At 72.9% G+C, this 25,383-nt stretch carries 24 protein-coding genes and 1 pseudogene; 4 read left to right on the top strand and 21 right to left on the bottom strand.

Going from position 1 to position 25,383, the window contains the following annotated elements:
* The 4 genes and pseudogenes from ACFOY6_RS15690 to ACFOY6_RS15675 all read right to left on the bottom strand — a co-directional run.
* Positions 1 to 395: pseudogene (locus tag ACFOY6_RS15690) on the bottom strand (zinc metallopeptidase); the annotation flags it as partial.
* A 38-nt stretch (positions 396 to 433) separates the two neighbouring features.
* A complete protein-coding gene (locus ACFOY6_RS15685; RefSeq protein WP_379651619.1) occupies positions 434 to 3,022 on the bottom strand; it encodes a response regulator in 2,589 nt (862 codons plus the stop codon).
* A gap of 176 nt (positions 3,023 to 3,198) precedes the next feature.
* Entirely contained in the window at positions 3,199 to 3,513 is a 315-nt protein-coding gene (locus tag ACFOY6_RS15680) for a cupin domain-containing protein (RefSeq protein ID WP_109516848.1), read from the bottom strand.
* A 96-nt stretch (positions 3,514 to 3,609) separates the two neighbouring features.
* Complete coding sequence (locus ACFOY6_RS15675; RefSeq protein WP_109516847.1) at positions 3,610 to 4,113, bottom strand: YcgN family cysteine cluster protein; 504 nt, start codon at positions 4,111 to 4,113, stop codon at positions 3,610 to 3,612.
* 52 nt (positions 4,114 to 4,165) lie between these two features.
* On the opposite strand from ACFOY6_RS15675, the gene ACFOY6_RS15670 reads away from it, so the two are divergent.
* Positions 4,166 to 4,657, top strand: a complete 492-nt coding sequence (locus ACFOY6_RS15670; protein WP_379651618.1) for an MmcB family DNA repair protein — start codon at positions 4,166 to 4,168, stop codon at positions 4,655 to 4,657.
* 62 nt (positions 4,658 to 4,719) lie between these two features.
* Here ACFOY6_RS15670 and ACFOY6_RS15665 read toward each other — a convergent pair whose 3' ends face one another.
* The 3 genes from ACFOY6_RS15665 to ACFOY6_RS15655 are packed head-to-tail and all read right to left on the bottom strand — an operon-like array spanning position 4,720 to position 5,908.
* Positions 4,720 to 5,076: a DUF952 domain-containing protein gene (locus tag ACFOY6_RS15665; RefSeq protein ID WP_379632775.1), complete on the bottom strand. Its 357-nt coding sequence runs from the start codon at positions 5,074 to 5,076 to the stop codon at positions 4,720 to 4,722.
* A 9-nt stretch (positions 5,077 to 5,085) separates the two neighbouring features.
* Complete coding sequence (locus ACFOY6_RS15660) at positions 5,086 to 5,538, bottom strand: cell wall hydrolase (RefSeq protein ID WP_379632773.1); 453 nt, start codon at positions 5,536 to 5,538, stop codon at positions 5,086 to 5,088.
* Between the two features lie 13 nt (positions 5,539 to 5,551).
* A complete protein-coding gene (locus ACFOY6_RS15655) occupies positions 5,552 to 5,908 on the bottom strand; it encodes a hypothetical protein (RefSeq protein ID WP_146201867.1) in 357 nt (118 codons plus the stop codon).
* A gap of 94 nt (positions 5,909 to 6,002) precedes the next feature.
* On the opposite strand from ACFOY6_RS15655, the gene ACFOY6_RS15650 reads away from it, so the two are divergent.
* Positions 6,003 to 6,227 carry a hypothetical protein gene (locus tag ACFOY6_RS15650; protein ID WP_379632769.1) on the top strand — a complete coding sequence of 75 codons (225 nt, stop codon included), beginning with the start codon at positions 6,003 to 6,005 and terminating at the stop codon, positions 6,225 to 6,227.
* Positions 6,228 to 6,315: 88 nt separating this feature from the next.
* Here the strand turns inward: ACFOY6_RS15650 and terL are convergent, their stop codons facing one another.
* The 12 genes from terL to ACFOY6_RS15590 form a co-directional block, all read right to left on the bottom strand.
* Entirely contained in the window at positions 6,316 to 7,761 is a 1,446-nt protein-coding gene (terL, locus tag ACFOY6_RS15645) for a phage terminase large subunit (RefSeq protein WP_379651617.1), read from the bottom strand.
* Positions 7,742 to 8,065, bottom strand: coding sequence for a hypothetical protein (locus ACFOY6_RS15640; protein WP_109516842.1), 324 nt, complete (start codon positions 8,063 to 8,065; stop codon positions 7,742 to 7,744). The genes terL and ACFOY6_RS15640 overlap by 20 nt, the downstream gene beginning before the upstream one ends.
* Positions 8,062 to 10,398 (bottom strand): phage tail fiber protein, encoded by a 2,337-nt coding sequence (locus ACFOY6_RS15635; RefSeq protein ID WP_379651616.1) that lies wholly within the window; start codon positions 10,396 to 10,398, stop codon positions 8,062 to 8,064. The genes ACFOY6_RS15640 and ACFOY6_RS15635 overlap by 4 nt, the downstream gene beginning before the upstream one ends.
* A gap of 66 nt (positions 10,399 to 10,464) precedes the next feature.
* On the bottom strand, positions 10,465 to 10,905 hold the full coding sequence (locus tag ACFOY6_RS15630; RefSeq protein ID WP_109516840.1) for a hypothetical protein: 441 nt from the start codon (positions 10,903 to 10,905) through the stop codon (positions 10,465 to 10,467).
* Positions 10,905 to 12,785 (bottom strand): hypothetical protein, encoded by a 1,881-nt coding sequence (locus ACFOY6_RS15625; protein WP_379632757.1) that lies wholly within the window; start codon positions 12,783 to 12,785, stop codon positions 10,905 to 10,907. The genes ACFOY6_RS15630 and ACFOY6_RS15625 overlap by 1 nt, the downstream gene beginning before the upstream one ends.
* Positions 12,786 to 12,789: 4 nt before the next feature.
* Positions 12,790 to 13,359 carry a hypothetical protein gene (locus ACFOY6_RS15620; RefSeq protein WP_379651615.1) on the bottom strand — a complete coding sequence of 190 codons (570 nt, stop codon included), beginning with the start codon at positions 13,357 to 13,359 and terminating at the stop codon, positions 12,790 to 12,792.
* Positions 13,360 to 13,427: 68 nt separating this feature from the next.
* Positions 13,428 to 14,261, bottom strand: a complete 834-nt coding sequence (locus ACFOY6_RS15615; RefSeq protein ID WP_109516837.1) for a phage capsid protein — start codon at positions 14,259 to 14,261, stop codon at positions 13,428 to 13,430.
* Between the two features lie 175 nt (positions 14,262 to 14,436).
* Positions 14,437 to 15,171: a capsid assembly protein gene (locus ACFOY6_RS15610; protein ID WP_379632755.1), complete on the bottom strand. Its 735-nt coding sequence runs from the start codon at positions 15,169 to 15,171 to the stop codon at positions 14,437 to 14,439.
* Between the two features lie 8 nt (positions 15,172 to 15,179).
* Entirely contained in the window at positions 15,180 to 16,607 is a 1,428-nt protein-coding gene (locus tag ACFOY6_RS15605; RefSeq protein ID WP_379651614.1) for a portal protein, read from the bottom strand.
* 4 nt (positions 16,608 to 16,611) lie between these two features.
* A complete protein-coding gene (locus tag ACFOY6_RS15600; protein ID WP_109517001.1) occupies positions 16,612 to 16,845 on the bottom strand; it encodes a hypothetical protein in 234 nt (77 codons plus the stop codon).
* 145 nt (positions 16,846 to 16,990) lie between these two features.
* Positions 16,991 to 17,467 (bottom strand): hypothetical protein, encoded by a 477-nt coding sequence (locus ACFOY6_RS15595; protein ID WP_379632751.1) that lies wholly within the window; start codon positions 17,465 to 17,467, stop codon positions 16,991 to 16,993.
* Entirely contained in the window at positions 17,464 to 17,895 is a 432-nt protein-coding gene (locus tag ACFOY6_RS15590; protein ID WP_109516833.1) for a hypothetical protein, read from the bottom strand. Before ACFOY6_RS15590 ends, ACFOY6_RS15595 begins: the two co-directional genes overlap by 4 nt.
* 126 nt (positions 17,896 to 18,021) lie before the next feature.
* Here ACFOY6_RS15590 and ACFOY6_RS15585 point away from each other — a divergent pair, with 126 nt between their 5' ends.
* Complete coding sequence (locus ACFOY6_RS15585; RefSeq protein WP_109516832.1) at positions 18,022 to 18,672, top strand: S24 family peptidase; 651 nt, start codon at positions 18,022 to 18,024, stop codon at positions 18,670 to 18,672.
* A gap of 34 nt (positions 18,673 to 18,706) precedes the next feature.
* Here the strand turns inward: ACFOY6_RS15585 and ACFOY6_RS15580 are convergent, their stop codons facing one another.
* Both ACFOY6_RS15580 and ACFOY6_RS15575 read right to left on the bottom strand, forming a co-directional pair.
* Positions 18,707 to 20,635 carry a phosphatidylglycerol lysyltransferase domain-containing protein gene (locus tag ACFOY6_RS15580; RefSeq protein WP_379651613.1) on the bottom strand — a complete coding sequence of 643 codons (1,929 nt, stop codon included), beginning with the start codon at positions 20,633 to 20,635 and terminating at the stop codon, positions 18,707 to 18,709.
* Positions 20,632 to 22,287, bottom strand: a complete 1,656-nt coding sequence (locus ACFOY6_RS15575; protein ID WP_379651612.1) for a lysine--tRNA ligase — start codon at positions 22,285 to 22,287, stop codon at positions 20,632 to 20,634. The genes ACFOY6_RS15580 and ACFOY6_RS15575 overlap by 4 nt, the downstream gene beginning before the upstream one ends.
* A 194-nt stretch (positions 22,288 to 22,481) precedes the next feature.
* On the opposite strand from ACFOY6_RS15575, the gene ACFOY6_RS15570 reads away from it, so the two are divergent.
* Positions 22,482 to 25,337 carry an ATP-dependent DNA helicase gene (locus tag ACFOY6_RS15570; RefSeq protein WP_379651620.1) on the top strand — a complete coding sequence of 952 codons (2,856 nt, stop codon included), beginning with the start codon at positions 22,482 to 22,484 and terminating at the stop codon, positions 25,335 to 25,337.
* The last annotated feature ends 46 nt before the right edge of the window (positions 25,338 to 25,383 follow it).

The raw sequence follows: 25,383 nt of genomic DNA, 5'->3' as shown, positions 1-25,383 counted from the left end.
CGCCGGCCGGCCTCGGCCCGCAGCAGCTCCAGCACGCGGCGCGGCAGCGCCTCCGCGGCGCCCCCCACCAGGATGCGGCCGCCGCGCAGCTCGGCCGGGCCGGCGGGGTGGCCGGGGCGGTGCAGGATGGGGTGCGGCACATCGCCCAGCGGCACCAGCGCGCCTGGCCCGAGCGGCCGGCGCGGCGCCACCGCCGCCACCTCCCGCGCCACCCATTCAGCGAGCCGCCGCAGCAGCGCCAGCCCCGCCCGGCGGCCCGCCTGCGGCGGCAGGACAACGACCACCACCCCCGCCACCGGGTCGATGCGCAGCGAGACATGCCGGGCGCGCGCCAGCGGGCGCCAGCGCACCGGGCAGGCCAGGGCGGGCGAGGCCGCGCCGGCGCGCAGCCGCACCGCCTCCGGCCAGCCGGCCGGATGGCGGGGCAGGAGGCTCAGGCCGCGGCGGCGCGCTGGATGGCCGCCTCGAGATCGCGCATGCCGTAGGGCTTGGTGAGGAACAGCGCGCCCGAAAGCCCCGCCGCCGCCTGCTGCCCGCCATAGCCGGAGGCGAAGACGATGCGCAGCCCCGGCCAGCGCGCCAGCGCCTGCCGCGCCAGATCCGGGCCGGAAAGGCCCGGCAGGCCGATATCGGTCAGCAGCACGTCGAAGCCCTCTCTTTCCAGCACCCGCAGGGCGGCGCGGCCGTCCCGCACGCCCACCGCCTGGAAGCCGAGGGCGGAGAGCATGTCCTCGGTGTCCATCAGGATCAGCGGGTCGTCCTCCACCAGCAGCACGCGGATGGCGCCGGCCGGGGCGGTCTCGGCCGGGGAGCGGTAGGCGGGCACGGGAACGCGCGGCGAGGCGGCGGCGGCCAGGGCCTGCCGGCGGTTGTTGAGGGTGTGGCGGATCTTGCGCGCCAGATCCTCGCGCCGGTAGGGCTTGGAGAGCAGGCTGACGCCCGGGTCGAGCCGCCCGCCATGGACGATGGCGTTCTCGGTGTAGCCCGAGGTGAACAGCACGGCCGCGTGCGGCAGCATGACCTGCACCTGCCGCGCCAGGTCGGGCGCGCGCACCGGCCCCGGCATCACCACATCGGTGAAGAGCAGGTCGATGGAGACGCCGCTGCGCGCCAGGGTGAGCGCGCTCTGCCCGTCCGAGGCCCGCAGCACGGTGTAGCCGAGGTCGTTCAGCATATCGACGACGGTCGCCTGCACCACCGGGTCGTCCTCCACCACCAGGATGGTCTCGCTGCCCCCCTCCACCGGCGACAGGGTGAGCGGCGGCAGCACCTCCTCCGCCTCGCGGCTGCGCGGCAGGTAGATGCGCACCGTGGTGCCCTGGCCCAGCTCGGAATAGATCTTGATGTGGCCCTGGCTCTGCTTGACGAAGCCATAGACCATGGAGAGGCCGAGGCCGGTACCGCGCCCTTCCCGCTTGGTGGTGAAGAAGGGCTCGAACACCTTTTCCAGCAGCTCGGGCGGAATGCCGGCGCCGGTGTCGGAGACGGCGAGCATGACGTACTGGCCCGCCTTCACCTCCTCATGCTGCAGGGCGTAGAAATCGTCCAGCATGGCGTTGCCGGCCTCGATGGTCAGGCGCCCCGTGCCGTCCATCGCATCGCGCGCGTTCACCGCCAGGTTCAGCAGGGCGTTCTGCACCTGGTCCGGATCGGCCAGGGTGTTCCACAGCCCGCCGGCGATGACGGTCTCCAGCTCGATCGCCTCGCCCAGGGCGCGGCGCAGCAGGTCGTCCATCTCGCGCACCAGCCGGCCCAGGTTGACCGGGCGGGGCTCCAGCGGCTGGCGGCGGGCGAAGGCGAGAAGCTGCGAGGACAGCTTGGCGCCACGGTCCACCGCGCCCAGCGCCGCATCCAGCCGGCGCAGGTCGCCGGCGGAAAGCTGGGCCCGTTGCAGCATCTGCAGGTTGCCGCTGAGGATCTGCAGCAGGTTGTTGAAGTCGTGCGCCACGCCGCCGGTGAGCTGGCCGATGGCCTCCATCTTCTGGCTCTGGCGCAGCGCGGCCTCGGTGCGGCGGCGCTCGGCCTCGCTCTCCTCCAGCGCGCGGGTGCGCACGCGCACCATCTCCTCGAGCTGGTTCTTGTAGAGTTCCAGCTCGTCCGCGACGCGCTTCTGCTCGGTGATGTCGTAGCCCAGCACGAAGATGCCGGACACCTGGCCGTCACTGTCGAGGATCGGCTGGAAGACGAAGTCGAGGAAGCGCTCGACGATCTCGGCGCCGCCGAGCTGGCGCAGGGAGGCGGGCATGGAACGGCCGTTGAAGGCGCGGCCGGTGGCGTAGACCTCGTCGAGTATCCCGAAGAAGGGCTGCCCGCTCAGTTCCGGCAGGGCATGGCGCACCGGCTTGCCGAGGATGTCGTCATGCCCGACCAGGCTGAGATAGGCCTCGTTGGCGATCTCGAAGGTATGGTCCGGCCCGCGCAGGAAGGCGGCGAAGGCGGGGGCCTGCTCGACGAGGCGGCGCAGCTGCGTCCGCTCGGCATCCAGCGCCCAGTTCGCCGCCTGCACCTCCTGCGCCCGGCGGAACACGGCGCCCTCCAGCGAGGCCTCCGCATCCAGGCCGGCCTCGCCCTGCTCGGAGCTCATGTGGACCCGGCGGCGCAGCGCCTGGATCTCGGTCACGTCGTCGGTCTGCTGCAGGATGTAGCGGACCTCGCCATCCGCATCGAGGATCGGGGTGTGCGTGGCGCTCCAGAAGCGCTCCTCGAACAGCGTGCCGCTGTTGTTGTCCGTGCGGGGAATGGCGTAGCGGATCAGCGCCAGGGTGTGTTGCACGCGGGTCTGCAGCACCGTCTGCAGCGACTTGCGGAGCTGCCGCGCACCCTCCCCGTTCGGATCGTGCGGGCCGGAGGGGAAGGCATCGAAGATGTTGCGGCCGAGGATGTCCTCCGCCTGCCGCTCGGTGACACGGAGATAGGCGCGGTTGGCCCAGACGAGGACGAAGCGGGCATCCATCACCACGTAGGGATGCGGCGCAGCCTCCAGCCATGCCTCAAATTCCGTGGGAGCGAAGGCAGAGCGCAATGGACAAGAATCCCTGGGCAGACCGCATGACACCTGTCGCCAGATGAGGGGCCGGGCGGGCGGAAAAACAAGGACGGCGCCTGCGGCGCGGTACCGGAGCGCGACCTCAACGGCGGAGGGGCGCATCGCACGCTCCTGCCGGATTCGTGGGAAAAAGGGAAGCCCGAAGCGCGACCTTAGCCGGGAAACCCCTTCAGCTCGATCTCGACGAAGCTGAAAGCCGCGGAGCCGGAATTCACGACATTGTGCTCGACGCCGGCGGGCCGCTCATAGGAGGTGCCGGGGGTCAGGCTGACATCGGCGGTCTGCCCGCCCGGCAGCTCCAGCAGCATGGTGCCGGCGGAGACCGGCACCACCACGTATTTCCAGCCATGCCGGTGCCAGCCCGTCTCCGCCCCCACCGGAAAATCCCAGCGGGTGACCCGCAGATCATCGTTGTCGATCTGCACGGTGGCGGTGGCGGGCGGGCGGCAGCGCAGCGGCTCATTCATGGCGGGGACCTTTCCTGGGTGGGGACGCAAATCGGCTACGGCGAAACACGGCGCCGGGCAGACGGTCCGCCCGGGCCGGGAGGGACTTGGCCTGGCTCATCGCCCGGGCTTCCGCGGCGGGGCGCCGGGCGTCTCCGGCCCCGGTTCCTCGCCGGGCCACTCGCCGGGCCAGTCCGCCGCATGGTCCTCCAGGTCGCGCGCCGCGCGCTCCGGCACGGCGCGGCCACGCACCGAGGCGCCGGCGCGGTGCACCGTCTCGGGGTCGCCGGAGACCAGCGGGTGCCACCAGGGCAAATCCTTCCCCTCCGCCACCAGCCGGTAGGCGCAGGAGGGCGGCAGCCAGTCGATCTTCGCCAGGCGCTTCGGCGTCAGCTTCACGCAGTCGGGCACATGCTCGCGGCGGTTGGGGTAGTCGCGGCAGCGGCAGCTCCCGGTGTCGAGCAGGCGGCAGGCCACGTTGGTCCAGACCAGCGCCTCCGTGTCCTCGTCACGCAGCTTGTGCAGGCAGCAGCGGCCGCAGCCATCGCACAGGCTTTCCCACTCGGACCGGCTCATCGCCGGCAGCGTCTTGGTCTTCCAGAACGGCGGTTCAGCACCCATCGGCCCACACTAGGCCGGCACGGCTTGACGCGGGAGGGAACGGAGAGCGAACATGGGCGGGATGGCCGAGATCTCCCCCCTTCCCTCCATTCCGGAGCGGACCTTGACGGTGTGCCGCGCGGCGGCGCGGCTCTGCGGCCGGCTGGGCTGGGCGCCGGTGCTGGAGGTGCCGCTGCCCACCGGCCGGCGGCTCGACATCCTGGCGCTGGAGCCGGATGGCGGCTTCACCGCCATCGAGGTGAAGAGCTGCGCGCGCGACTTCCTCAGCGACGGCAAATGGCACGAGTACCGGGAATGGTGCGACCGGCTGTTCTTCGCGGTGGATCTCGATTTCCCGCAGGAATTGCTGCCGGAGGATGTCGGGCTGATCGTGGCGGAGGGGGGAGAGGCGGCCATCCTGCGGCAGCCGGCGGAGCACCGGCTGGCCCCGGCGCGGCGCAAGGCGCTGCTGCTGCGCTATGCGCGGCTGGCGGCGGGGCGGCTGCAGGGGCTGTGCGACCCGGCCGGCGCGGCGGAGCTGCGCGCGGCGCTGCGGGTCGAGTGAAGGCCGAACTTCAGGACCAAGTCCCAGGGCCAAGTCTCAGGGCCAAGTCTCAGGGCCAAGTCTCAGGGAATGTCCTCGGGGAAGCGGTGCAGGCCGTCCGGCCCGAGGGGCAGCGGCATCGACCAGCGCACCGCCGCCAGGGGCAGCGGGCCGTAGAGATGCGGGAACAGGCCAGGGCGCTTGCCGCCGCTGGCCGGCTCCCAGCGCAGCGCCACGCCCAGCGCCGCCGCATCCGCGGCGACCAGCCAGAGGTCGGGCTGGCCGGCGCGGTGCTTCGCGGCGCTGGCGCGGAGCTGGGCCGCGGTCGAGAAGTGCAGGAAACCATCCCGCGCATCCTCGGCGCTGCCGCGATACTGGCCGGCGGCGCGTGCCTCGCGCCAGTCCGCGTCGCGGACCATGGTGTAGATGAGGGGCTCCATCCCCTCCGTTTAGCGGGGCTCGACGCGGTAGAACAGCATGCAGCCGATCTCGGCCAGCGGCGGCACGCCGACCGCCCAGGGCGGCAGCTCGTCCACGTCATGCGCGTGGGTGGCGCCGCCGGTGGAGTCCGCCAGGGCGCCGGAGGCGGCGCGCACGGCGATGCGGCGGCAGATGGCATAGGCCGGGTCGCCCGGCGGGATGGCCAGCATCAGCGCATGGCGCAGGTGGTTGCGGTTCCAGCAGGAGAACTGGAAGGGCGCGCGGCAGATGGCCGACAGCCCCTGGCCCCAATGCGTCACCGCGCCGCTCTCGGCCAGGCGGACGCGGTTCATGATGGTCGCGGCCAGCGCCTCGATGGCGCGGACCGGGCGGGTGCCGGCCTCGGCCCAGAGGGTCATGGCCAGGATGTCCTGGGCCGGCAGGGTCAGCACGTCGATGGTGCGGGACAGGGCGATGCTCATGTGAGGGGCTCTCTCAGCTGCGGTCTTCGGAGCGCCAGCCACGCTGGGCGGATTGCAGGGCCGCAGCAGCCGTGGCGGCTCGGGTGGCCGCATCGAGCTTCTCCTCGATGCGCAGCAATTGCCGGCTGAGGCGCTGGTCGACATCGCGGATCAGCGACAGCGGCACATAGGTGCGCGCCACCTCCAGCTTGAAGGCGGCGAGCTCGTCCCGCGTGCGCGCGAGCGCATCGTAGTCGGCCCGCGGCGCCTCCTCGCCGCAGCGCTCGTCCGCGCCACGGCGCAAGCCGCGCAGCATCCAGGCGAGCAGCACCAGGATCGGGGCCTGGGCGACGGTGGCCAGCGTCTGGGGTTCCAGATCAAGCGGGTTCATCCGGCCCTCCTTGGCCTTCTTGAACACCACAGGCGCCGGCGCCACCCTCCGGGAAGGGGGCACCGACGCCTGCCGTGACGGTTGCGATGGAACGATGTGGAACGAGCCGTATCTCGAGACCTGCTGCCGCTCGGCGCTGCACAGGCTGCGCCTGGCGGGCCCGCTGGGCCGGCCCGATGGGTTGAAGGATGGCCCCTGCCTGCAACGGCTGGCCGGCATGGGCCTCGCCGCGCCACGCGCGGATGGGCGCTTCCGGCTGACGGCCGAGGGGGAAGCGCGGCATGCGGCGGACGTGCTGAAAACCCGGCGGGCTGCCTGAGCCAAGGCGCAATTGCGGCGCTGACGGAGGAACCTTACGGGCCATTCGGGCTATTATCAACAAAAAGTGAATTCGAATGGCAATTTTTTTATTGCGCCGCCATGCCGCGCCATCCAGGCGGCCGCGGCGCGGGCGGCAATCCCGGCAGGCGCACCGGCTCGGCCAGCAGGCAGCCGGAGAGCGCATCGAGCGCGTCGTCGCGCGTGCCGGGCGTGTCCGGCTTCCATTCCGCCAGCTCGGCGGCGAAGGGCGTGCGGAACACCTGGCTGTGGGCGTGCAGGCGCCGCCCCGCCAGCACCGGGTCCAGCGCCGCCAGGATGCGCTCCTGCTTCGGGCGGTGGCTGTGCTGCTCGACCACGGCGCAGGCGGCGCCGGCACGCGCCAGTTCCCGCCGCAGCAGGCTGGGCAGGAAGCGGCCGATGCCGTTCGTCTCCACCCGCAGCACCGGCAGCATCAGCTCGCCGGCGAGACGCGCCACCTGCCGGCATTGCTGGGTGGCCGGGTCCTCCGGTGAATCCGGATCGTGCGTCAGGTAGGCCAGGCGGTGCAGGTAGTGGTTGCCCTCCGCATCGGCGAAACAGGCCGCCAGCACGCTGCCGTCGCCCCGGCCGGGGCGGCCATAGGCGGGGTCCCAGAAGCCGCCGCCCGAGACCATGCGGCGGCCGAGCAGGCTGAGCACCGGCCGCCCCAGCGCCTCGCGGTAGTCGATCTCCTCGGCGTAGCGGATGATCTGCGCCGGGTCGAACCGCGCCGCTCCCGCCGAGACGGCGCGCAGCAGCATCTGGCGGGTGAAGTGCAGCGGGCCGACGCGGTCGCGCAGCTGCTCCACCGCCGGCACGGGGAAGCGCTCGGGCCAGGCGCTGCCGCCGGCAGCGTCGAGCAGCGGCACCACCAGGCGGCGGTAGCCGGCGAGATAGGCGCCCTCCGTGCCCGGCGGCACGTAGAGGCTTTCCGCACAGTGCGGCGTGCCGACATAGAGGATCGTGCCGCCCGGCGTCAGGATGAACTCCGTCTCCGCCAGCCGCTCGCGCAGCTCGGCGCGCTTGCCCGGCGTGTCGCAATTGCCGGCCACCTCGACATCGTCGCAGATGATGACGTCGGCGCGGGTGCCGGTGATGTTGCCGCCGAGGCCGGCGGCCAGCATCGAGGGGTCGCGCAGCGCGCCGGCGCGGCGGACGGTGAAGCGGTCCGACGCCCAGGCCTCCGGCGCGTCCGGCAGCAGGTGGCGGCAGAGCGGGTGCCGCTCGATGATGCGCCGCACCGTGGCCACCATCTTGGTGGCCAGCGGGTGGTCGGCCGCCAGCACCAGGATCCGCGTCTCCGGCCAGCGCGCCAGCAGCCAGGCGCAGTAGAGGCCGACCAGCGTGGACTTGCCGCAGCCGCGGAAGGCCATCAGCAGCAGCCGGTTGTCGCCGGCCGCGCGGCGGCCCGCCAGCCAGCGCAGGATGCGCCGGTGCACGGCGGGCGTGCCCTGCCCCGCCTCGATGTTCCAGACCCAGACGAACTCGATCAGCTCAACCGGCGGCTCCGTCATCGGTGTCGCTCTCCTCCTCGGCCTCCAGAGAGGCATCGGCCAGGGCGCCGCGCGCCTGGCGCAGCAGGGCCACGGCATGCGCCATGCCCTGCTCCTCCCCGCTCGCGCAGGCCGCGCGGGCGAGCTTCATCAGGTGCTCCAGATGCGTCAGGGCGGCCTTCGCCGCGGCATGGTGCGCGGCGAAGGCCTTGGCATCGTCATGCGTGCCGGGCACGGGCCCGCGCACCACGAAGGCGTTGTAGTCGTCCACCACATGCCGGATGGCACGCTGCAATTCCTCCGCGACAAGTTCGGTGCGGCTCACAGGCGCGGCTTCACGGCGCGCACGAACAGCGTGCCGGCCGCCAGGTCGATGGCCGTGGAGGCATGGCGGTTGCGGAACTGCACCGTCACCGTGCCTGGCGCGCCGGCCGTGGCCGAGGTGGTGATGGTCGGCACCGTCTCGACGAAGGCCGAGAGGGCGGTGTAGCTGGCCTGCACGAAGTCGCCGCCGACCACGCCGGGCACCGGCACCACCTGCGTGGCGGTGGCGCCGGCGGCGAGGTTCCCCAGATCGAAATCGAGGCTGCCGGTGTACTCGCGCACGCCCCATCTGCGGCCGCCGCCATAGACCAGCGCGGGCGAATGCAGCGGCGAGCAATAGAGCCGCAGCGCCTTCAGCACCGCGCCGGCGGAGCCGCCGCGCACGCCGATGGCGGCGTAGCGCGCATTGGCGTGCAGCGTGACGCGCTGCAGACGGTTGATCGGGAAGCCCCCCACCAGGCTGTCGAGATCGGCGTTGCCCTCCCAGAAATGGCTCGGGCTGCCAGACCACAGCGTGTTCATGTTGGAGAGCATGACGCGGCTCGCCTCGCCCAGCACCGCCTCGCCGGCGTCGAACTGCATCACCACCGGGCGCAGCTCGCTGCCCTCGGCGGCGAGGAAGAACTCCTTGCACTCCCCGCAATCGACGATGAAGGCGAGAGCGCGGCTGGTCGGGAGGCCGACGCTGTCCGAATTCAGCGTGATCTGCGAAAGGCCGGCGAAGGCGAAGCCGGACAGCGTGGCGGGCGGGCCGGCGGGGTTGCCGGACAGCACCGCCATCTGCTCGAACCCCACGCCATCCGCGGTGTCGATCGTCTGGCGGAAGGCACGGCGCCGCACATTCTCCGCCGCCGCCACCAGGCGGGGGGCGCCATGCGCCGCCGTCGCCTGGTGCAGCGCCACCACCGTGCCGCCGGCGCGCGTGGCCGCCGCGGTGTAGTCGATGGCGGCGCCGGTGAAGGCGTAGGTGCCGGCATAGGCCACCTCGTAGAGGCAGTCATTGGCGCCACCGGCATGCCGCGCCACATACGGGCTGCACTGCTCCATGCGAACATTGCGCGCGACGATGCCGCGCTCGTCCCCCGCCTCCAGCAGGAAGGGGATGGCGTCCACCGTGCCGGGCGTCCCCTGGCGCTGCAGCTCGAAGGCGGGGCCGTAGAAGGTGTGCGCATTGTGCCGCGGATAGGCTCCGGGCGCGCAGGAGAAGCGCACGCCGAAGCGCGAGATCTCCGGATGCACGCTGCCGCTGTTGGCGAAGTGGCCGCCGACGTAGCGGATGGAATTGTTCCAGGCGGCGGCGCTGCTGGTGCGGATGTCGAGGCCGATGCGGTTGTTCACCAGCCGGCCGAGATGCAGCGTGCTGTCCTCGAAGCCCAGCTCGTCGCCCAGCGTGCGGACGCCGATGGTGAAGCCCTCCACCTGGCGGATCTCGACGAGGCAGGCATCGAGGTTGCGCAGCAGCAGGCCGATATCCGCCTCGCTGGCCCAGTCGGAGAGGCTGGCCCGCAGCACGCGCAGCCCTTGGTAGAGCTTCGCCTGGTTGCGCGTCGCGGCGCCGTCGCCGATGGTCAGCGCCGGCTCGCCGCCGAGCCCGGCATAGACGATGCTGCCGCGCATGATCAGCCCGGCGGCGGCGCCCGGCAGCACCAGCGGCATGCTGGTGCGGTGGCTGCCCTCGCCGATCTCCAGCAGCTTCCCGGCGGCGGCGGCGGCGTTCATCGCCGCCTGCAGGGCGGGGCCGTCATCGCTGATCCCGTCGCCGGCCGCACCGAAGTCGCGCGCGGTCAGCCGCTCGGCCAGCTTGTCCTCGACGGTGCGTGGAATGGCGCCCTCGAACGGCGCCTCCAGCACCGGATCGCGCGGCACGGCGGTGACGTTGCCCAGGCTGTCGAAGCCGAGCAGCCGGTTGGCGCGGCCGCCACGGCCGGGCAGCACGAGCTGCGCCGGCAGGTCGCCCGGCCCCGTGCGCACCGTGTTGGCGATCTCGTCGCGCAGGCCCTGCAGGATCGCGGTCTGCCGGTCCAGCTCGTCGTTCAGCACCTTGGCGCGCAGCACGCCGTTCGGCTGGAAGTCGGTGACGCGCTCGATCGGCAGCACGCGCCGCAGCAGCACCTGCCGCCCGGCACCGGGCGGCGCGTCGAACACCACCGTGCCGCCTTCCGAGGCGCCGGCGCCCTGCACCGCGTAGCCACCGGACTGCACGAGGCCATCGACGCGAACTTCCAGGTCCCCGGCTTCAAAGATGGGAAAGGGATAGACGAAGGTGGTCAGCGCGCCATCCGCCGCGTAATGCACACGCGGCGTGATGTCGCCGATGCGGATATGCTCGGCCATGCGGATCTCTCATGCGGATGGTGGGATGGAGCGGCCGCCGGCCGCGGACGTGCCCGTCGGGCCGCGCTAGTCCAGCAGCGAGCGCAGCGCCCCGCCGAAGCTGGAGCCGGCGCGCAGCCAGGTGGTCAGCGAGCCATCCTCGCGCAGCAGCGAGCTGCGGCCCGCCGCCATGCGCGCGGCGGCCGCCTCCTGGCTGCCCTGCGCCGTCTCCGCGGCATCCTGCTCCAGCCCGGTGGTGATGGCGGCGGCAGAGCCCTGGTCCGGGCTGACACCGGCCGCTGCGAGGCGCGCGCGGGTGGAGGCCACGGTGCGCTCCAGCCGGTCCTGCCGCGCGCGCGCATCCGCCTCCTGCTGGGCGGCGATCTGCTGCTGGCGCGCGGCGAGGCTGGCGGCCTCCTGCTGCTGCTGGGCGCGGGCCTGGGCGGCCTGCGCCTGGCCCTGGCGCACCGTGCCGTAGAGCGAGGCACCCGTGCCGACGAGCGTGGCGATGGGGGCAAGCTGGGCCATCAGTCGGTCATCCTCGTCTCGATGGTGACGGAAAGCAGGGTCAGCGGCAGCGGCGTGTCGCCCTCGATGCGCCAGAGCGGCCGCATCGTGTCGCGCCGCCAGCCGAAGGCGCGCAGCGTCACGTCGCCGGTGAAGCGGAGCGGCGCGGCATCGAGCAGCGCCGTGTCCAGCCGGCGGAACGGCACGGGCTGCGCGCCGCGGCCGAGATCGACCGAGAGCGCCGCCGTCTCCAGCACGCGGAAGCTGGCGGCCACCAGCCGCAACGGGCCGCTGCGGCTGCCGCCGGCGCTCAGCAATTGCGGCGGCAGCGGCTCGATCACATGGCTGAAGCCGAGGCCGACCTGCACCGCGCCGGCCGGCTCGTCGAGCGTCACGCCGCCGGACAGCACGGTGAAGGTGCCGTGCGGCGCGCCATCGGCCACCACCTGCACGGCGCGGCCCTGGAGGTGGCCGAGGCCCGTCCAGTGCGCCTTCGGCGTGTCGGCGCTGCCGGTCAGCCCGGCATCGACGGCGAGCGCATCGTCGAAGCGCTCCAGCCGCACCGTGCCGGCGCGCTCCACGGCGCACCACACCACGCCGTCGATCTCGGCCAGGGCGCGGAAGGCACCCTCCGTCTCCTGCCGCGTCCAGGCCGTCACCTGCTCGGCGCGGTAGAGCGTCAGGGTGGAGAGGCTGCCATCGGCCATCGCCACATGCAGCAGGCGGCGCGTCTGGTCGTAGGCCAGCGAGACCGGGTCCTGCACCAGGTGGCGCGCCATCATCGCCAAGTCGCTCGCTTGGTAGGCCTGCTGCACGTCGGTATAGGCGAATTCATGCACCGCCTGGCCGGAGCGGGCGACGAAGATGGTGCTGCCATCGACATCGACGGGCGGCAGGATGCGGCTGTTCGGCATGCCGATGCGCGTCTGCCGGTGCAGCTGGATCGAGGCCGGCGTCATCGGATCGCCCGTCACCATCCATTCGGCGCCCGAGGTGAAGACCTGCAGGTGCCGCCCCGAGAACACCGCGCGGATGGCGTTCACCTGGTCCGACAGCAGGCCGAACTCGATCGCCTGGTCATCCAGCCCGGTGCCGAGGTCGAAGTTGAACAGGTCGCCCGAGCGGGAGAGCCAGAGCCGGTTCGGCAGGTCGCGCGAGCCGCCCAGCACCAGGCGGTCCTGGTGGAAGCAGGCCGTCGCCGGCCAGCCGCGCACGCTGCTGAAGGCGGCCTCGTCCCAGTCCTGCGTGGCCGCGGCCGCGGCCAGCGTCTCCACAACCTGCGCGGTGGCGCTGGTGGCCGAGGCCACCGCCGTTACCGTCACGCGCCGGCCGCCGATGCGGAGTTGCGAGCCGGCATGGCCGGCCTCGAAGAAGGGTGCGCTCGCCGTCAGCGTCACGCTGCCGGTGGTGCCGCCCGGCGTCATCGTCACGCCAGGGTCGGCGAAGCGGAAGAACGGCGCGGCGATCCAGTTCCAGCCGCCGAAATTCCAGCTCGTGTGGCTGCTGCGCGTCACGCGCTGCGGCGGCATCGCGGGATGCAGCAGCAGCAGCGTGTCGGCGCTCTGGGTGTGGGCGATCTGGTCCAGCATCGCGCCGGTCCAGGGCGCCGCCAGCGTCGCCACCAGCAGGTCGCCCAGATAGACGTCGAGGCGCTGATGCGTCAGCGCCAGCAGGTAGCTCTGCTCCGTGTTGAACTCGAAGGCGATCAGCCGCGCGGCGCCGGGCAGCGTCGCCACATGGCGCAGGCCGGGCCGGCGCGTCACGCCGCCGGTGGGCTGGATGAACACGTTGCGCAGGCGGCGCGCGCCGTTCTCGAAGGCGCGCAGATCGCCCCGGCCCAGCAGCTGGTCGCCGAGTTCGCCCGCGGTGAAGCTGGTCTTGGTGCTGCGGCCGGCGGCCATGCTCTCACCCCCTCGCGGAAATCAGCGGAAAATCCTCGATCGCGCGCACCGTCTGCTGCTGGCTGTCGATCAGCCGGGCCTGGCGCGTCTCGTGCTCGGCCAGGCGCTGCAGCATCTCGGCGCGGCTGCCGCTCTCGGTAAGCGGGATGCAGAACTCCGCCGCCAGCCGCGCCACCAGCGCATTGGCGAAGAAGGCCGGGAAGGCGCTCTCGTCGGGGCGGAACAGGTAGGTCAGCGTCACCGCCGCGGCATCGGTGTGCAGGCGGTGCTCATGGATGCGGTAGTCGATGCCGCGCCCCGCGCCGGCGCCGCCGGCGGACAGGATGCGCAGGAAGTCGGCGGGGAGCTGGTAGGCGTGGGCGTAATCGGCGTAGGGCACGGCCACGAGGCGCGGCAGCGCCATCTGCCCCGTCGCGAAGCTCCAGGGATGCGCCGAGAGCAGCGCGTCGCGGATCGCCGGATACAAATTCGCCGCCACCTCCGCCTCGGCGGTGCCCTCGTCGAGGGAGGCGACAGGCTGCGCGCCAATCTTCAGCAGGGCACGCGAGCAGAGGACGAGCGCGGACAGCGCCATCGCGAAACTCCTTCGTCAGGGAAAAAGGATCAGGGGCCGGGAGGCTTCTCCCCCCGGCCCCACGCGCCTCACTCGGCGGTGCGCATGCGCACCACGCCGGCCTGGTCGATCAGCACCGCGCCCTGGCTCATCATGTTGTTGACGAAGTAGGCCGCGCGGTCGCCATGCCAGGTGATGTCGGTCGAGACCTCCTGCGCCACGGCGTGGCCGATCGCGGTCTTGTGGTAGAAGTAGCAGAAGCGCAGGCTGCCGCTCTTGGTCAGGCCGGAATGCGGCATCCAGGTCGCGCCCAGCCAGCGCTTTACCTGCGTGCCCTTCCAGGGCAGGTCGGCATCGCCCACATAGTTGCTGTTGGCGAACTCCTCGATCTGCAGCAGCTCGCTCCACTGCTTCCAGCCGACGATGGCGAAGCGGTTGCCATCATCCGGCACGTCGGCCGCGCCGAGCATCTCGAAGGCCTTCAGCACCTTCGCGCGGGTCAGGCCATCGGTGTCGGTGGTGCCGGCGGCGGTGCCCACCGCCTCGTTGGTGGCGGTGTCGAGCGCCGCGATGATCAGCTCGTCGGTCTTGCGGCCGAGCGCGTAGGCGCCGGCATTGGCCACCACCTGGCGCTCGTCGATGTTGGTCTTCAGCTCATCGAGCCGGTCGATCCACTCGCCGGCATAGTAGTCCTGCAGGAAGCACTCGACGTTGGAATGGGCCAGGTTCATCACCGGCACGGCGCCGTTGCGCGCCTTGGCCGCCGCGGTGCCGTGGCCCACCACGGGGAAGACGGTGGAGGCGCCGCGCACGCCGCCCTTGCTGCGCACGGTCGGGCGCAGCTTGCTGCCCTGGCGCTGATAGGCGTCGTGCACCTCGGACTGGAACTGCTTCGCGAAGACCTGGTCGATGGAAGCGGACATACCGTGTTCCTTCAGCATGGGCGGAGAATGGGATGGGCACGCGCCCGCCCCCCGGTTGGCCTCGCGGGGCCGGTGGGGCGGGCATGCCACCGCACCCGGCGGAAGGCCGGGTTGCGCGGCGGCGGAAAGGGGTCGGGGTGGCCAGGACCGCAGGCGGGGCCGGGCCGGGCGGGCCTCAGCCCTGGCCGAACAGGCGCCGGAAGCCGTCCGTCACGCGCTTGACGTATTCCGGCTCGCGCGAGCGCCAGTAGCGCGGGTCGCGCATCATCCGGCGCAGCGCCTGCTCGTCGAGCTGCTCGGCGGGCTCGGCGTCGCGCACCAGGCTGGGCTCGCCCTTCGCCATCATGCGGTGCAGGGCGAGCACGCCTTCCGCAGTGGTGGAGAGCGCCTCGAACACCGGCGGCGCGAGGTTGGCGCGGCCCCAGGCGGCGATCTGCGGCGCCAGGCGCTGGAAGGCCTCCTCGCCGCCGAATTCCTGCGCCAGCTTCGCGCGCTGCTTCTGCGCCTCGTAATCGGCGGCGGCCTCGGCGATCAGCGGCAGCAGCCGCTCGGCCGCGAGGTCATAGACCAGCTGCACCTGCTGGCAGGTGAAGCCGGCCGCGTGCAGCCGGGCGTTCACCGCCGCGTCCGGGCCGCACATCTCGTGGCGCGGCTCGATGGCATACTCCTCCGGCGTCTCCGGCACGCCGAGGGCGCGCAGGAAGCGGGCGCGCTCCTCCTCCGGCGCGTCCTCGGCCGGCGGCATGGCGCGCTGGGAGAGGCGCTTCTCCAGCTCGCGGTAGGATTTCAGCAGCGCGTCGACGCGCAGCGACTGGGTCTCGGCGTCCCAGAACTTCTCCGGCACATCCTCCGGCCGGGCCGGGGAGGATCCCGTGGGCGCCGGCGCGGGTTCCAGCAGGTTTTCGGACATGCGGGGTGTCACTCCTCGACGGGGTTCAGGAGACCGGCCGGCGCGGCAAGAGTGCGGGCCAGGTGGCGGGTCGCCGCCGCCAGGTCGAGCTGCGCCGCGGCCGTGGGGCCCAGCGCCGCCACGGCCTGCAGGAACAGCAGCGTGTTGGCGGCGTCGGCGCGGCCCTGCACGCGGGCCAGCGGCGACTGGTAGGTCAGCCGCGCCTCGCGCCCGTCCAGCATCACCGGCGGCACTTCGCCGCGGCGGCGCAGGATGGAGAGGCAGCGGCCGATCAGCGGCGTCAGCAGCTCGGCCTGCATCCGGCCATAGGTGGCGCCGAGCAGGCGGGCGCTCTCGGCGCTGCGCTCGAGCACCTCGGTCGCCGTCATCGGCGCCTGGCGCGGCAGGGTCAGCCGGTCGGCCAGCAGGGCGCCGCGGATGCGCGCCCGGAGGTCGTCCAGCACGAGCTGCGAGACATCAAAATTGCCCGGCGCCGCCAGCGGCGTCAGGCCGGAGGAACCCGGCGCCTTCGGGATAATGGCGCCCGGCACCAGCTTCACCGTGGCGGGGTTCAGCACCCCGTCATCCTCCGCCTGCCAGATGCCGGTGGCGGCGATGGAGGCGTTCTTCAGCACCAGCTCCACCACCTTGTTGGCGGTGCGGATGTCGGGCAGCGCCTTCATCACCGGGCCGCGGCCATAGGTCTCGCCCGGCAGCTTCATCCAGCGGAAGGCGATGAAGGGGCTGTCCAGGAAGCGGCCCGAGGCCAGCGGCACCGCCTGCCCCTCCCATTCCAGCACCGCGAGATAGGCGCTGCCCTGGCGCTCGGGCCAGACGGCCTCCACCACGCGGTGGCGGCGCGGCGCCTCCTCCGGCCCGCGCGCGGCCAGGAGGGCGGGCGGCAGCGGCGCGCCGGGGTAGCGCGCCTCGATCGCCGCCGCGTCCAGCATGACGCTGCGATAGACGGTATCCAGCCGGCCGCCCAGGCCTTCCTCCAGCACCGCCTCGCGCAGCGGCACGGCGGTGAAGCGCAGCGCGGAGGCGGCGCCGGGCGGCGCCTCCTCCACCAGCAGCACGCCGGTGCCGGCCACCACCAGGTCGAGGAAGGCCTGGTGCATCTCCAGCGCGAAGTTGGAGCGGTCGAGATGGCCCTGCAGCGTCTCGGTGGCCCGCTCCAGCGCCTCGGCGGCGGCGGCGGCGTCCGGCCCCTCGGCCAGGGCGCGGCTGGGGGCGAGGCCGAACCAGCGCGACCAGGGCGGCGTCAGCTCGGCCAGCAGGCTGGCGGCGAGCTGCTCGGCGGCGTCGGGCGCCGTCGCGTCATACAGCGTCGGGCCGCCGCTGCCGGGGGTGCGGGCCAGGACGTGATCGTAGCATTCCTGCCAGATGCTCTCCCAGGGGCGGCGCCGGTCCTGCGCCGCCTGCTGGCGGGCCAGCAGGGTTTCCGGGGTCAGGCTCATGCGTTCATTCCCCGAGCAGGGTCTTGCGGGCACCGGCGAGGCCGGCGGCGGGGGCGGCATCGAGCACGCCGCGGGCGGAGGTGGTGATGGTGCCCGCCAGCCCGCGGCGGGACCGCGTCTGGTTCTCCACCCGGGCGGCCTGGGCGGCGGCCTCGGGGGTCGGGCCGGCGGGCGGGGGCTCGGCCGGCGTGGTCGGGGTCACGACCACCGGCTTCGGGGCGCGGAACAGGCCACCCATGCGCGTGCTGGCTCCTTCGGGATGCGGCGGAAGGACCCCCCAAAAAGCCGCGAGCCCGTCCGGAGGGGGTCCGGACGGGCTCGCGAAGTCTGCGGGGATCAGGAGGATGCCTCAGGGCGCAACTCGCCCGTTGACGAGGAAATCTTTAGCCAGCCCGCAAGGCAGTGTCAATGATTATTTTCCTACTCAAGGATTCATTTACCAGCGCCCGATACAACCCATGGGGCGTAAACGCCCGCGGCGCCCCCTGGCCCAGCAAGGCAAGGCACACCTGCACACAGGAATAAAACCTTATCTCGGGCCGGCAATTGCGGGACACGGGCGGCCCCGGGCGGAATGGCCCCACAACCGAAAGGCCTGCGCGGCGATAGAAGCCCGGCAGGTCGAAATCGGCTGCCAGTTCGGCCCGCGTCACCAGCAGCCGGCCCGAGAGCGGTTCCACCAGCGTCCACCCCGCCTTGTCGCGGAGGACGGCAAAGCAATGGCGGAAGCCGGGCCGGAGCAGCCGCAACCAACCCTGATCCGCCTGCCCGCCGAAGCCGATCCAGACCTGCTGCTCCTCCCCGGCCAGCGCATGCCGTGGCGAGAGCCGCCGCGGCGCGCCCTTCCCGGCGCCGCTCATGCCGCACCCCGGCGCGGCAGGGCCACCACCTCGCCCGGTTCGCCGAGGCTGGCTCCGGCGACGATGCCCTTGATCCGCAACGGCCATTCCAGGCGCTGCATGGCTTCCGACCAGATCCGCCAGTCATTCTTCTCGGCGAGGTGCCGCGGGTCCGGGGCCACGCCACGCTCGCCCCAGAGGCGCATGATGCGGGCATGGACGAGGTCGATGCGGCGCTGGCGGTAGAGACGGTCCAGGCACTTCACCACGTCGTCCGGCTCGCAGGGGCGCATGGCGCGGCCGGCGCCGGCCACCACCCGCGCCCCGTCGCGGCGCGCCGTCAGCGCGGCCATCGTCCAGAACCAGGCTTCGTCGGCGCTGCGGAATGGCTCGGCCTTCGCCAGGGAAGCCAGAACCGGGGTGGCATTGGAGCGGAGAGCGGCCGTCATGGGGGCGTTGCCTCGCCATTAGGTTGATGACCCGTTCATCATTGCGAGCGGCCATCCTAGGCGTCAACACCTAAATGTGATCATGTTCCTATTGATTCGGGATTGCACGCCTAGGATAATTGGCCCATGCGTCATGACGATATCTGGCGGGCGGTCGATGCCCTGGCAGCCGAGCACGGCCTGTCCCCCTCCGGCCTTGCTCGCAAGGCCGGGCTTGACCCTACCGCCTTCAACCCGTCGAAGCGCGTCGGCGCGGACGGGCGCGCCCGCTGGCCCTCCACCGAGAGCATCGCCAAGATCCTCTCCGCCACCGGCACGGAGATGGACAGCTTCGCCTCCCTCGTGACCGGCGCGCCGGCGCTCCACAGCGCCGGCGCGCGCAGCATGGCCGGCCGGCGAATCCCGCTGATCGGCATGGCCCAGGCGGGCAGCGACGGCTATTTCGGCGATGGCGGCTACCCCGTCGGCGCCGGCTGGGACGAGATCAGCTCGCCCGAGCTGGCCGACCCCAACGCCTATGCGCTGGAAATCTCCGGCGACAGCATGGAGCCGGTGTTCCGGGACGGGGACATCATCATCGTCTCCCCCAACTCGCCGGTGCGGCGGGGGGACCGGGTGGTGGTGCGCACGGTGAAGGGCGAGGTGATGGCCAAGGAGCTGGTGCGGCAATCCGCCCGGCGGATCGAGCTGGCCAGCCTCAACCCGGCCCATCCGCACTACAGCTTCGATCTCTCGGAGGTCCTGTGGATGCACCGCATCCTGTGGGCCAGCCAGTAAGGGCGGCGGAGGGCCTCCTCCGCCACGCCGCCGGTCAGCGGGCGAGCTGCTCCAGCAGGCCCTGCGGGTCGCGCTCGGGCGGACAGACCAGGTAGCGGCCATCCTCCAGGGGCACGGCGGCCAGGCCGGTATCCTCGTAGGCGCGCAGCATGGCCGGGCCGACCTGCCAGAAGGCGTGCGCCACGCCGTTGCGCTCGCACAGGTCGCGGAAGCGCCACAGCGCGGCGATGCAGGCCGACTCGTCGCCGGCCGGATCGCCCAGCCCCACCCACACATCGCCCTGGCGGCGGAAGGCGAAGCCGGCGCCACGGCCGCCCTCGGCGAAGATGACGCCGTCGGCCTGCGCCGGCACCCGCGCGCCCAGCATGGCCAGCCGCGCGCGGGCGCCGAGGTCGTAGGGCACGGCGCGGATGCGCGCCGGGCGCAGCAGCCGCACCACTGCCACCAGCAGCAGCACCCCGCACAGCCCCACCGCGAAGCGCAGCGTGTGCGGCGTCTCCTCCGAGAAGGGCACGGCCCACCAGGGCTCGTCCGCCACCGGCCCCTGCCAGCCGATTCGCGCCAGGGTCAGCGCCGCCACCGCGCTGGCGGCCAGCGGCACCAACGTGCTGCCGGCCAGCGGCTCGCCGGTCAGCCGGGCATCGCGGTAGAAGGCGGTGCGGATGCAGGCCAGCAGCCCGGCCAGCGCCAGGAAGCCGCCCGAGATGAACCAGGGCTCGCCGCGCAGCAGCGCCACCACCGTGCCCGCCATCAGCAGCACGATGCCCGAGACCCAGGCGATGCGCAGCCGCCGCAGCATGCCATAGGCCACCACCAGCAGCAGCGAGCCGATTACCGAGGCGGCGAAGTGGCTGGCCAGCGCCGCCCACTCCCCCGCCCAGACCGCGAGGCGGGAGCCCCGTGCCGGCAGCGCCCCGATGAACAGCAGCGCCACCCCGGCCAGCCCGGAGAGCCCGGCCAGGGCCGGCCCCTCCAGCGCGTCCGTCGCCCGGCTCTCGATGCCGATGCGCCCCAGCAGGTGCCGGCGCTGGTTGATCTCGAAGGCGGCGAACAGGGCGCCGGCCAGGAAGAGCGGGATGATGTAGTAGAAGAAGCGGAACAGCAGCAGCGCGCCGATCACCTGCGGCGCCGGCACATAGGGCTGCAGCCCCACCAGCACCGCCGTGTCGAACACGCCGAGCCCGCCCGGCACGTTGGCCGCCAGCCCCGCCGTGTAGGCGGCGAGGTAGATGCCGAGGAAGCGGGCGAAGCTCAGCCCCTCGGCCGGCGGCAGCAGCGAATAGAAGATCATCGCCGTCACGGCCACATCGACACCGGCCAGCAGGGTCTGCGCGCAGGCCATGCGGAAGCCCGGCAAGTCGATGCGGTGGCCGAAGACGGTGAAGTGCGGCAGGAAGCGCGAGAGCAGGATGTAGCTCCCCACCACCCCGAGCAGCGCGACGCCCACCGCCTGCATGGCCCAGTGCGGCAGGTTCTCGGCGATCCAGGGCACCACCTCGGGCTCCCAGATCAGCACCATGCCGCCCAGCGCCATGCCGCCCAGCCCGAAGGTGAGGCTGGTGAAGGCGATGACCTTGGCGATCTCGCCCGGCGTCAGCCCCCAGGCGGCGTAGAAGCGGTAGCGCACCGCGGCGCCGGAGACGGCGGCGAAGCCCAGATTGTGCGCCAGCGTGTAGGCGCAGAAGGAGGCGAGCGAGGTGCGGGAATAGCTGACCGGCTTGCCGGCATAGACCGAGCCGAGTCGGTCGTAGATGGTGAGCACCGCATAGGCCAGCACGGTCCAGCCGCCGGCCACCCACAATGTGTGGGTGGGCACGGCGGCGATGGCGGCGCGGATCTCCGCCATCGAGAGGTCCCGCACCTCGCGCTGCACCACATAGAGGGCACCCACCAGCAGCAGCAGGCCGAACACCGTCGGCCCGTGCCGCCGCAGCAGGCCGAGCACGCGGCCCTTGCGGGTCACGCCGACGCCGCCTCCGCTTCCGGTGCCGCCCCTGCGGCATCGGATGGCCGCGCCAGCGCCTCCTCCACCAGCCGGATCGTCTCCGGCACGCCATAGGCGGCGGCGAGGCTGCCGAAGCGCGGCCCCTGATCGGCGCCGACCAGCACCTGGTAGAGTGCGTTGAACCAGCCGCGCGCCACGCCAGGGGAGCCGTCCTTCATCACCTGGATGAAGGGCTCGCGCCGCCCGGCGTCATAGACATCCACCTGGATGCGCTCGGCCTGCGGCAGGCCGGGGGGCAGCGCCTCGATCTCGGCCTGGTGCGCGCGCAGCAGGTCGACCAGGGCCTGGAAGCAGGGGCGCTCCTCGGCCGTCGGCGCGCGGGGCATGAGGCCGGGCAGCACGAAGTCCCGCGCATAGGCCACGGCGTATTCGACGAGCTGCCCGAGCAGCGGCTGCGTCTCGGGCGTGGCACCGGGGGCGTAGTTGCGGACGAACTTCCACAGCCGCTCCGGCGTGTCCGCCGCCGCCACGGTGGCGAGGTTCAGCAGCATGCCGAAGGTCAGCGGCGGCTCCGGGCTGTTCGGCACCTCGCCGCCGTGGATGTGCCAGTCGGGGTTGGCCGGGTCGGGGCTGGCGCGCAGGCGCTCGCGCTGCTGCAGGTACTCGTCCGTCGCGCGCGGAATGACGTCGAAATGCAGGCGCTTGGCCCGGCCAGGCTGCCCGTACATGAAGTAGGCTAGGCTCTCGGGCGGGGCGTAGCGCAGCCATTCCTCGATGGTGAGGCCGTTGCCCTTGGACTTGCTGATCTTCTGCCCCTGGGCGTCGAGGAACAGCTCATAGGTCATGCTGACCGGCGGCTCCGCCCCCAGCACCCGGCAGATGGCGGAGGAGAGCTTCACGCTGTCGATCAGGTCCTTGCCGGACATCTCGTAGTCGACGCCCAGCGCATACCAGCGCATCGCCCAGTCCGCCTTCCACTGCGCCTTGACGTGGCCGCCGGTGACGGGGGTCTCGAAGCGCTCGCCGCTCTCCGGGTCGCGCCAGACGATGGTGCCGTCCTGCGGGCGGGTTTCCTCCACCGGCACCTGCATCACCACGCCGGTGCGGGGATGGACGGGCAGGAAGGGCGAGTAGGTGGCGCGGCGGTCCGGGCCGAGGGTGGGCAGGATCACCTGCCGCACCTCCTCATGCACCGCCAGCATCCGCAGCAGCGCGGCGTCGAAGCGGCCGGAGCGATAGTAGTCGGTGGCCGAGGCGAACTCGTACTCGAAGCCGAAGGCGTCGAGGAAGGCGCGCAGCCGGGCGTTGTTGTGGTGCCCGAAGCTCTCATGCGTGCCGAAGGGGTCCGGGATGGCGGTGAGCGACTTGCCGAGATGCTGCCGCAGCAGGTCCCCGTTCGGCACGTTGTCCGGCACCTTGCGCAGCCCGTCCATGTCGTCCGAGAAGGCGAGCAGGCGGCCCTTGAGGCCGGTCATGCGCTCGAAGGCCTGGCGCACCCAGGTGGTGCGCGCCACCTCGCCGAAGGTGCCGATATGCGGCAGGCCCGAGGGGCCGTAGCCGGTCTCGAACAGCGCCGTCGCTTTGCCGGCCGCGGCAATGCGATCGGCGACCTTGGCGGCTTCCTCGAAGGGCCAGGCCTTGACGGTGCGGAGCGATGAATCGGCGGTCATGCAGCGCCCCATGCCAGCGCGGCAGCGCCTGGTCAACGCGCCGCTTGGGCAAGGCAGCCCCCGCATCCTTGCGCGGCCATCACCTTTGGGAAAAACCGCGCTGCATCCTGGCCTCGTTCGCCTTTTGCCCCTAGGTTCCGCGCGTGTCTCTCCCCCCGGACCTTTCCCCGGCGCCCACGGGCAGGGGCGGCGCCCTGCCCCCGCGCCTGCTGCTGCCCGACGCCCCCGCCCTGGTCGCCCCCGCGCCGGGCCGCGCCGCCCTGCTGACGCCGGATGGCGAGCTTTCGCTGCTGCGCGCGGCCCAGGTGGCGGCGGCGCTGCGGGAGCTGGGGCCGCCCATCTGCGTCCACGCCCCCGCCACGGCGCGCCGGCTGAACCTGCCCGGCCTGCCCGGCGCCTGGGACCTGCTGGAGCTGTTCGCCTTCTGCCTGCCGGCGCAGCCCGCGCCGCCCACGCCGCGCGGCCTGGCGCTGGCCCTCGACATGCCGCCGCCCGCCGACGCGGAATCCGCCGCCGCCCTGCTGCCCGAGATCGCCACCGAGCTGCTGCGCCGCCTGGCGCGCGCCCGCAACGCGCCGTTGAACCGCGATGCCGGGGCGCTCGCCGCGCGCCTCGCCGAGGCGGCCGACTGGCCCTGGACCCCCTCGGTGCTGGCGGCGCTGGGCCAGCCCGGCATCCGCCCCTCGCGCGATGCGCTGAAGGTCTGGCGCGTGCTGCCGGACTGGGAGGAGGCGGCGCCACCGCCGCCCCCCGGCAGCCACCCCGTCTCGCCCGCCGAGGCCCGCGCCAAGCTGGCCGAGATCCTCGGCGAGGGCGCCGAGCAGCGCCCCTCCCAGGCCGATTTCGCCTCCGCCGCCAGCCTCGCCTTCACGCCCCGCGACCTGCCGGGCGAGCCGCGCCTGGTGCTGGCCGAGGCCGGCACCGGCACCGGCAAGACGCTGGGCTATGTGGCGCCGGCCAGCCTGTGGGCGGAGCGCAACGGCGCCCCCGTCTGGATCGCCACCTACACCCGCAACCTGCAGCGCCAGCTCGACCAGGAGCTGGCCCGCCTCTACCCGGACCCGGAGGAGCGGCGGCAGAAGGTCGTCATCCGCAAGGGGCGGGAGAACTACCTCTGCCTGCTGAACTACGACGAGGCGGTGAGCGGCGCCATGCCCGCGCGGCTGGTGGCGCTGGGGCTGGTGGCGCGCTGGGCGCTGGCGACGCGCGACGGCGACCTGCTGGGCGGCGACTTCCCCGGCTGGCTGGCCGAGCTGTTCCCCGCCGGCGCCATCTCCCTGCTGGCGGACCGGCGCGGCGAGTGCATCCATTCCGCCTGCCCGCACTGGAAGCGCTGCTATGTGGAGCACTCCATCCGCCGCGCCGCCACCGCCAACCTTGTCGTGGCCAACCACGCGCTGGTGATGGTGCAGGCGGCGCTCGGCGGCGGCGATGACGGCCCGGCGCTGCGCTACGTGTTCGACGAGGGCCACCACCTGTTCGACGCCGCCGACGGCGCCTTCTCGGCCGAGCTGTCGGGGGCCGAGATGGCGGAGCTGCGCCGCTGGCTGCTGGGCAACGAGGGCGGCCGGGGCCGCGCCCGTGGCCTGCGCCGCCGGCTGGAAGAACTGCTGGCCGAGCACCCCGCCCTGGTGCCGCCGCTGGACCTCACGGAGCATTCCGCCCGCGCCCTGCCCGCCTCCGGCTGGTGGGACCGCTGGGCGGCGCTGCCCGAGGCCGATGCGGAGCGGGCCGAGGACGAGGACGAGATGCCGGAGGACCCGCGCGGCCCTTCCCTCCCCGCGCCTGGCCTCCCCCGCCGCGCCGCCTTCCGCGACGGCACCCCGGCCGAGGATTTCCTCCGCGCCGTCCGCGCCCAGGTCCTGGCCCGCACCGCCGAGGGCGACCCGCTCTATGACGCGGAATGCGACCTCCACCCCCTGCATGACGACCTGCCCGAGGCCGCCGCCGCGCTGGAGACGGCGCTGGAATCGCTGCGCGACCCGCTGAAGCACCTGGGCAAGCTCATCACCGACCTGCTGGAGGACCCGGACCTTGAGCTGGAGACGGGCGCCCGCATCCGGCTGGAGACCGCCAGCCGCAGCATCGACCGCCGCGCGCTGATGCCGCTCACCGCCTGGCTGGCCATGCTGCGCCGCCTGCGGGAGGACCCCACCGAGCCCGGCCAGCGCCCCACCTATGTCGACTGGCTGGCGCTCACCCGGCGCGAGGGGCGCGACATCGACTCAGGCCTGCACCGCCACTGGCTGGACCCCACCGTGCCCTTCGCCACCCAGGTGGCGGCCCCCGCGCATGGCGTGCTGATCGCCTCCGCCACGCTGCGCGACGCCGCACGCCAGGACCCCGAGGCCGCCTGGCGCGAAGCCGAGGCGCGCACCGGCGTGCAGCACCTCCCCAGCCCCGCCATCCGCGCCGCCCTGCCCTCCCCCTTCGACTACGCCGCCAACACCCGCGCCTTCGTGGTGGAGGACATCACGCGGGAAAGCCCCGGCCAGATCGCCGCCGCCATGCAGCAGCTCTTCCTGGCGGCGGGGGGCGGCGCGCTCGGCCTGTTCACCGCCATCCGCCGGCTGCGGGAGGTGCATGCGCGCATCGCCCCCGCGCTCGCCGAGGCCGGGCTGCCGCTCTACGCCCAGCATGTCGATGCCATGGACAGCGCCACGCTGGTGGACATCTTCCGCGCCGAGGAGGATTCCTGCCTGCTCGGCACCGATGCGCTGCGCGACGGGGTGGACGTGCCCGGCCGCGCCCTGCGCCTGCTGGTGTTCGACCGCGTGCCCTGGCCGCGCCCCTCCATCCTGCACCGGGAGCGGCGCATCCACCTCTCCGGCGGGCGCCCTTCCGCCTATGACGACGCCATCGCCCGGCACCGGCTGCGCCAGGCCTTCGGCCGGCTGATCCGCCGTGCCGACGACCGCGGCGTGTTCGTGCTGCTCGACCCCCGCACCCCCTCCCGCCTGCTGGCCGGCCTGCCGGAAGGCGTCACCCCCCAGCGCCTGGGCCTGGCCGAGACGGTGCGGCAGACAACCGCCTTCCTGGCCGAACGTTGAACCGCGCGCCGCCGCACGATACGCATGGCGCAAGCAAGGAACCGAC

The sequence above is a fragment of the Teichococcus aestuarii genome (genome assembly GCF_042651065.1).
Taxonomy (GTDB): Bacteria; Pseudomonadota; Alphaproteobacteria; order Acetobacterales; family Acetobacteraceae; genus Pseudoroseomonas; species Pseudoroseomonas aestuarii.
The sequence above is the reverse complement of the archived record's forward strand: the minus strand, read 5'-3'. Positions and strand labels throughout refer to the sequence as shown.

Excerpts from the sequence above, each read along its gene's own strand:
- ACFOY6_RS15680 (WP_109516848.1), bottom strand. The coding sequence starts at position 3,513 with ATGAATGAGCCGCTGCGCTGCCGCCCGCCCGCCACCGCCACCGTGCAG.
- ACFOY6_RS15675 (WP_109516847.1), bottom strand. The coding sequence starts at position 4,113 with ATGGGTGCTGAACCGCCGTTCTGGAAGACCAAGACGCTGCCGGCGATG.
- ACFOY6_RS15670 (WP_379651618.1), top strand. The coding sequence starts at position 4,166 with ATGGGCGGGATGGCCGAGATCTCCCCCCTTCCCTCCATTCCGGAGCGG.
- ACFOY6_RS15665 (WP_379632775.1), bottom strand. The coding sequence starts at position 5,076 with ATGGAGCCCCTCATCTACACCATGGTCCGCGACGCGGACTGGCGCGAG.
- ACFOY6_RS15660 (WP_379632773.1), bottom strand. The coding sequence starts at position 5,538 with ATGAGCATCGCCCTGTCCCGCACCATCGACGTGCTGACCCTGCCGGCC.
- ACFOY6_RS15655 (WP_146201867.1), bottom strand. The coding sequence starts at position 5,908 with ATGAACCCGCTTGATCTGGAACCCCAGACGCTGGCCACCGTCGCCCAG.
- ACFOY6_RS15650 (WP_379632769.1), top strand. The coding sequence starts at position 6,003 with ATGTGGAACGAGCCGTATCTCGAGACCTGCTGCCGCTCGGCGCTGCAC.
- terL (WP_379651617.1), bottom strand. The coding sequence starts at position 7,761 with ATGACGGAGCCGCCGGTTGAGCTGATCGAGTTCGTCTGGGTCTGGAAC.
- ACFOY6_RS15635 (WP_379651616.1), bottom strand. The coding sequence starts at position 10,398 with ATGGCCGAGCATATCCGCATCGGCGACATCACGCCGCGTGTGCATTAC.
- ACFOY6_RS15630 (WP_109516840.1), bottom strand. The coding sequence starts at position 10,905 with ATGGCCCAGCTTGCCCCCATCGCCACGCTCGTCGGCACGGGTGCCTCG.
- ACFOY6_RS15625 (WP_379632757.1), bottom strand. The coding sequence starts at position 12,785 with ATGGCCGCCGGCCGCAGCACCAAGACCAGCTTCACCGCGGGCGAACTC.
- ACFOY6_RS15620 (WP_379651615.1), bottom strand. The coding sequence starts at position 13,359 with ATGGCGCTGTCCGCGCTCGTCCTCTGCTCGCGTGCCCTGCTGAAGATT.
- ACFOY6_RS15615 (WP_109516837.1), bottom strand. The coding sequence starts at position 14,261 with ATGTCCGCTTCCATCGACCAGGTCTTCGCGAAGCAGTTCCAGTCCGAG.
- ACFOY6_RS15610 (WP_379632755.1), bottom strand. The coding sequence starts at position 15,171 with ATGTCCGAAAACCTGCTGGAACCCGCGCCGGCGCCCACGGGATCCTCC.
- ACFOY6_RS15605 (WP_379651614.1), bottom strand. The coding sequence starts at position 16,607 with ATGAGCCTGACCCCGGAAACCCTGCTGGCCCGCCAGCAGGCGGCGCAG.
- ACFOY6_RS15600 (WP_109517001.1), bottom strand. The coding sequence starts at position 16,845 with ATGGGTGGCCTGTTCCGCGCCCCGAAGCCGGTGGTCGTGACCCCGACC.
- ACFOY6_RS15595 (WP_379632751.1), bottom strand. The coding sequence starts at position 17,467 with ATGAGCGGCGCCGGGAAGGGCGCGCCGCGGCGGCTCTCGCCACGGCAT.
- ACFOY6_RS15590 (WP_109516833.1), bottom strand. The coding sequence starts at position 17,895 with ATGACGGCCGCTCTCCGCTCCAATGCCACCCCGGTTCTGGCTTCCCTG.
- ACFOY6_RS15585 (WP_109516832.1), top strand. The coding sequence starts at position 18,022 with ATGCGTCATGACGATATCTGGCGGGCGGTCGATGCCCTGGCAGCCGAG.
- ACFOY6_RS15575 (WP_379651612.1), bottom strand. The coding sequence starts at position 22,287 with ATGACCGCCGATTCATCGCTCCGCACCGTCAAGGCCTGGCCCTTCGAG.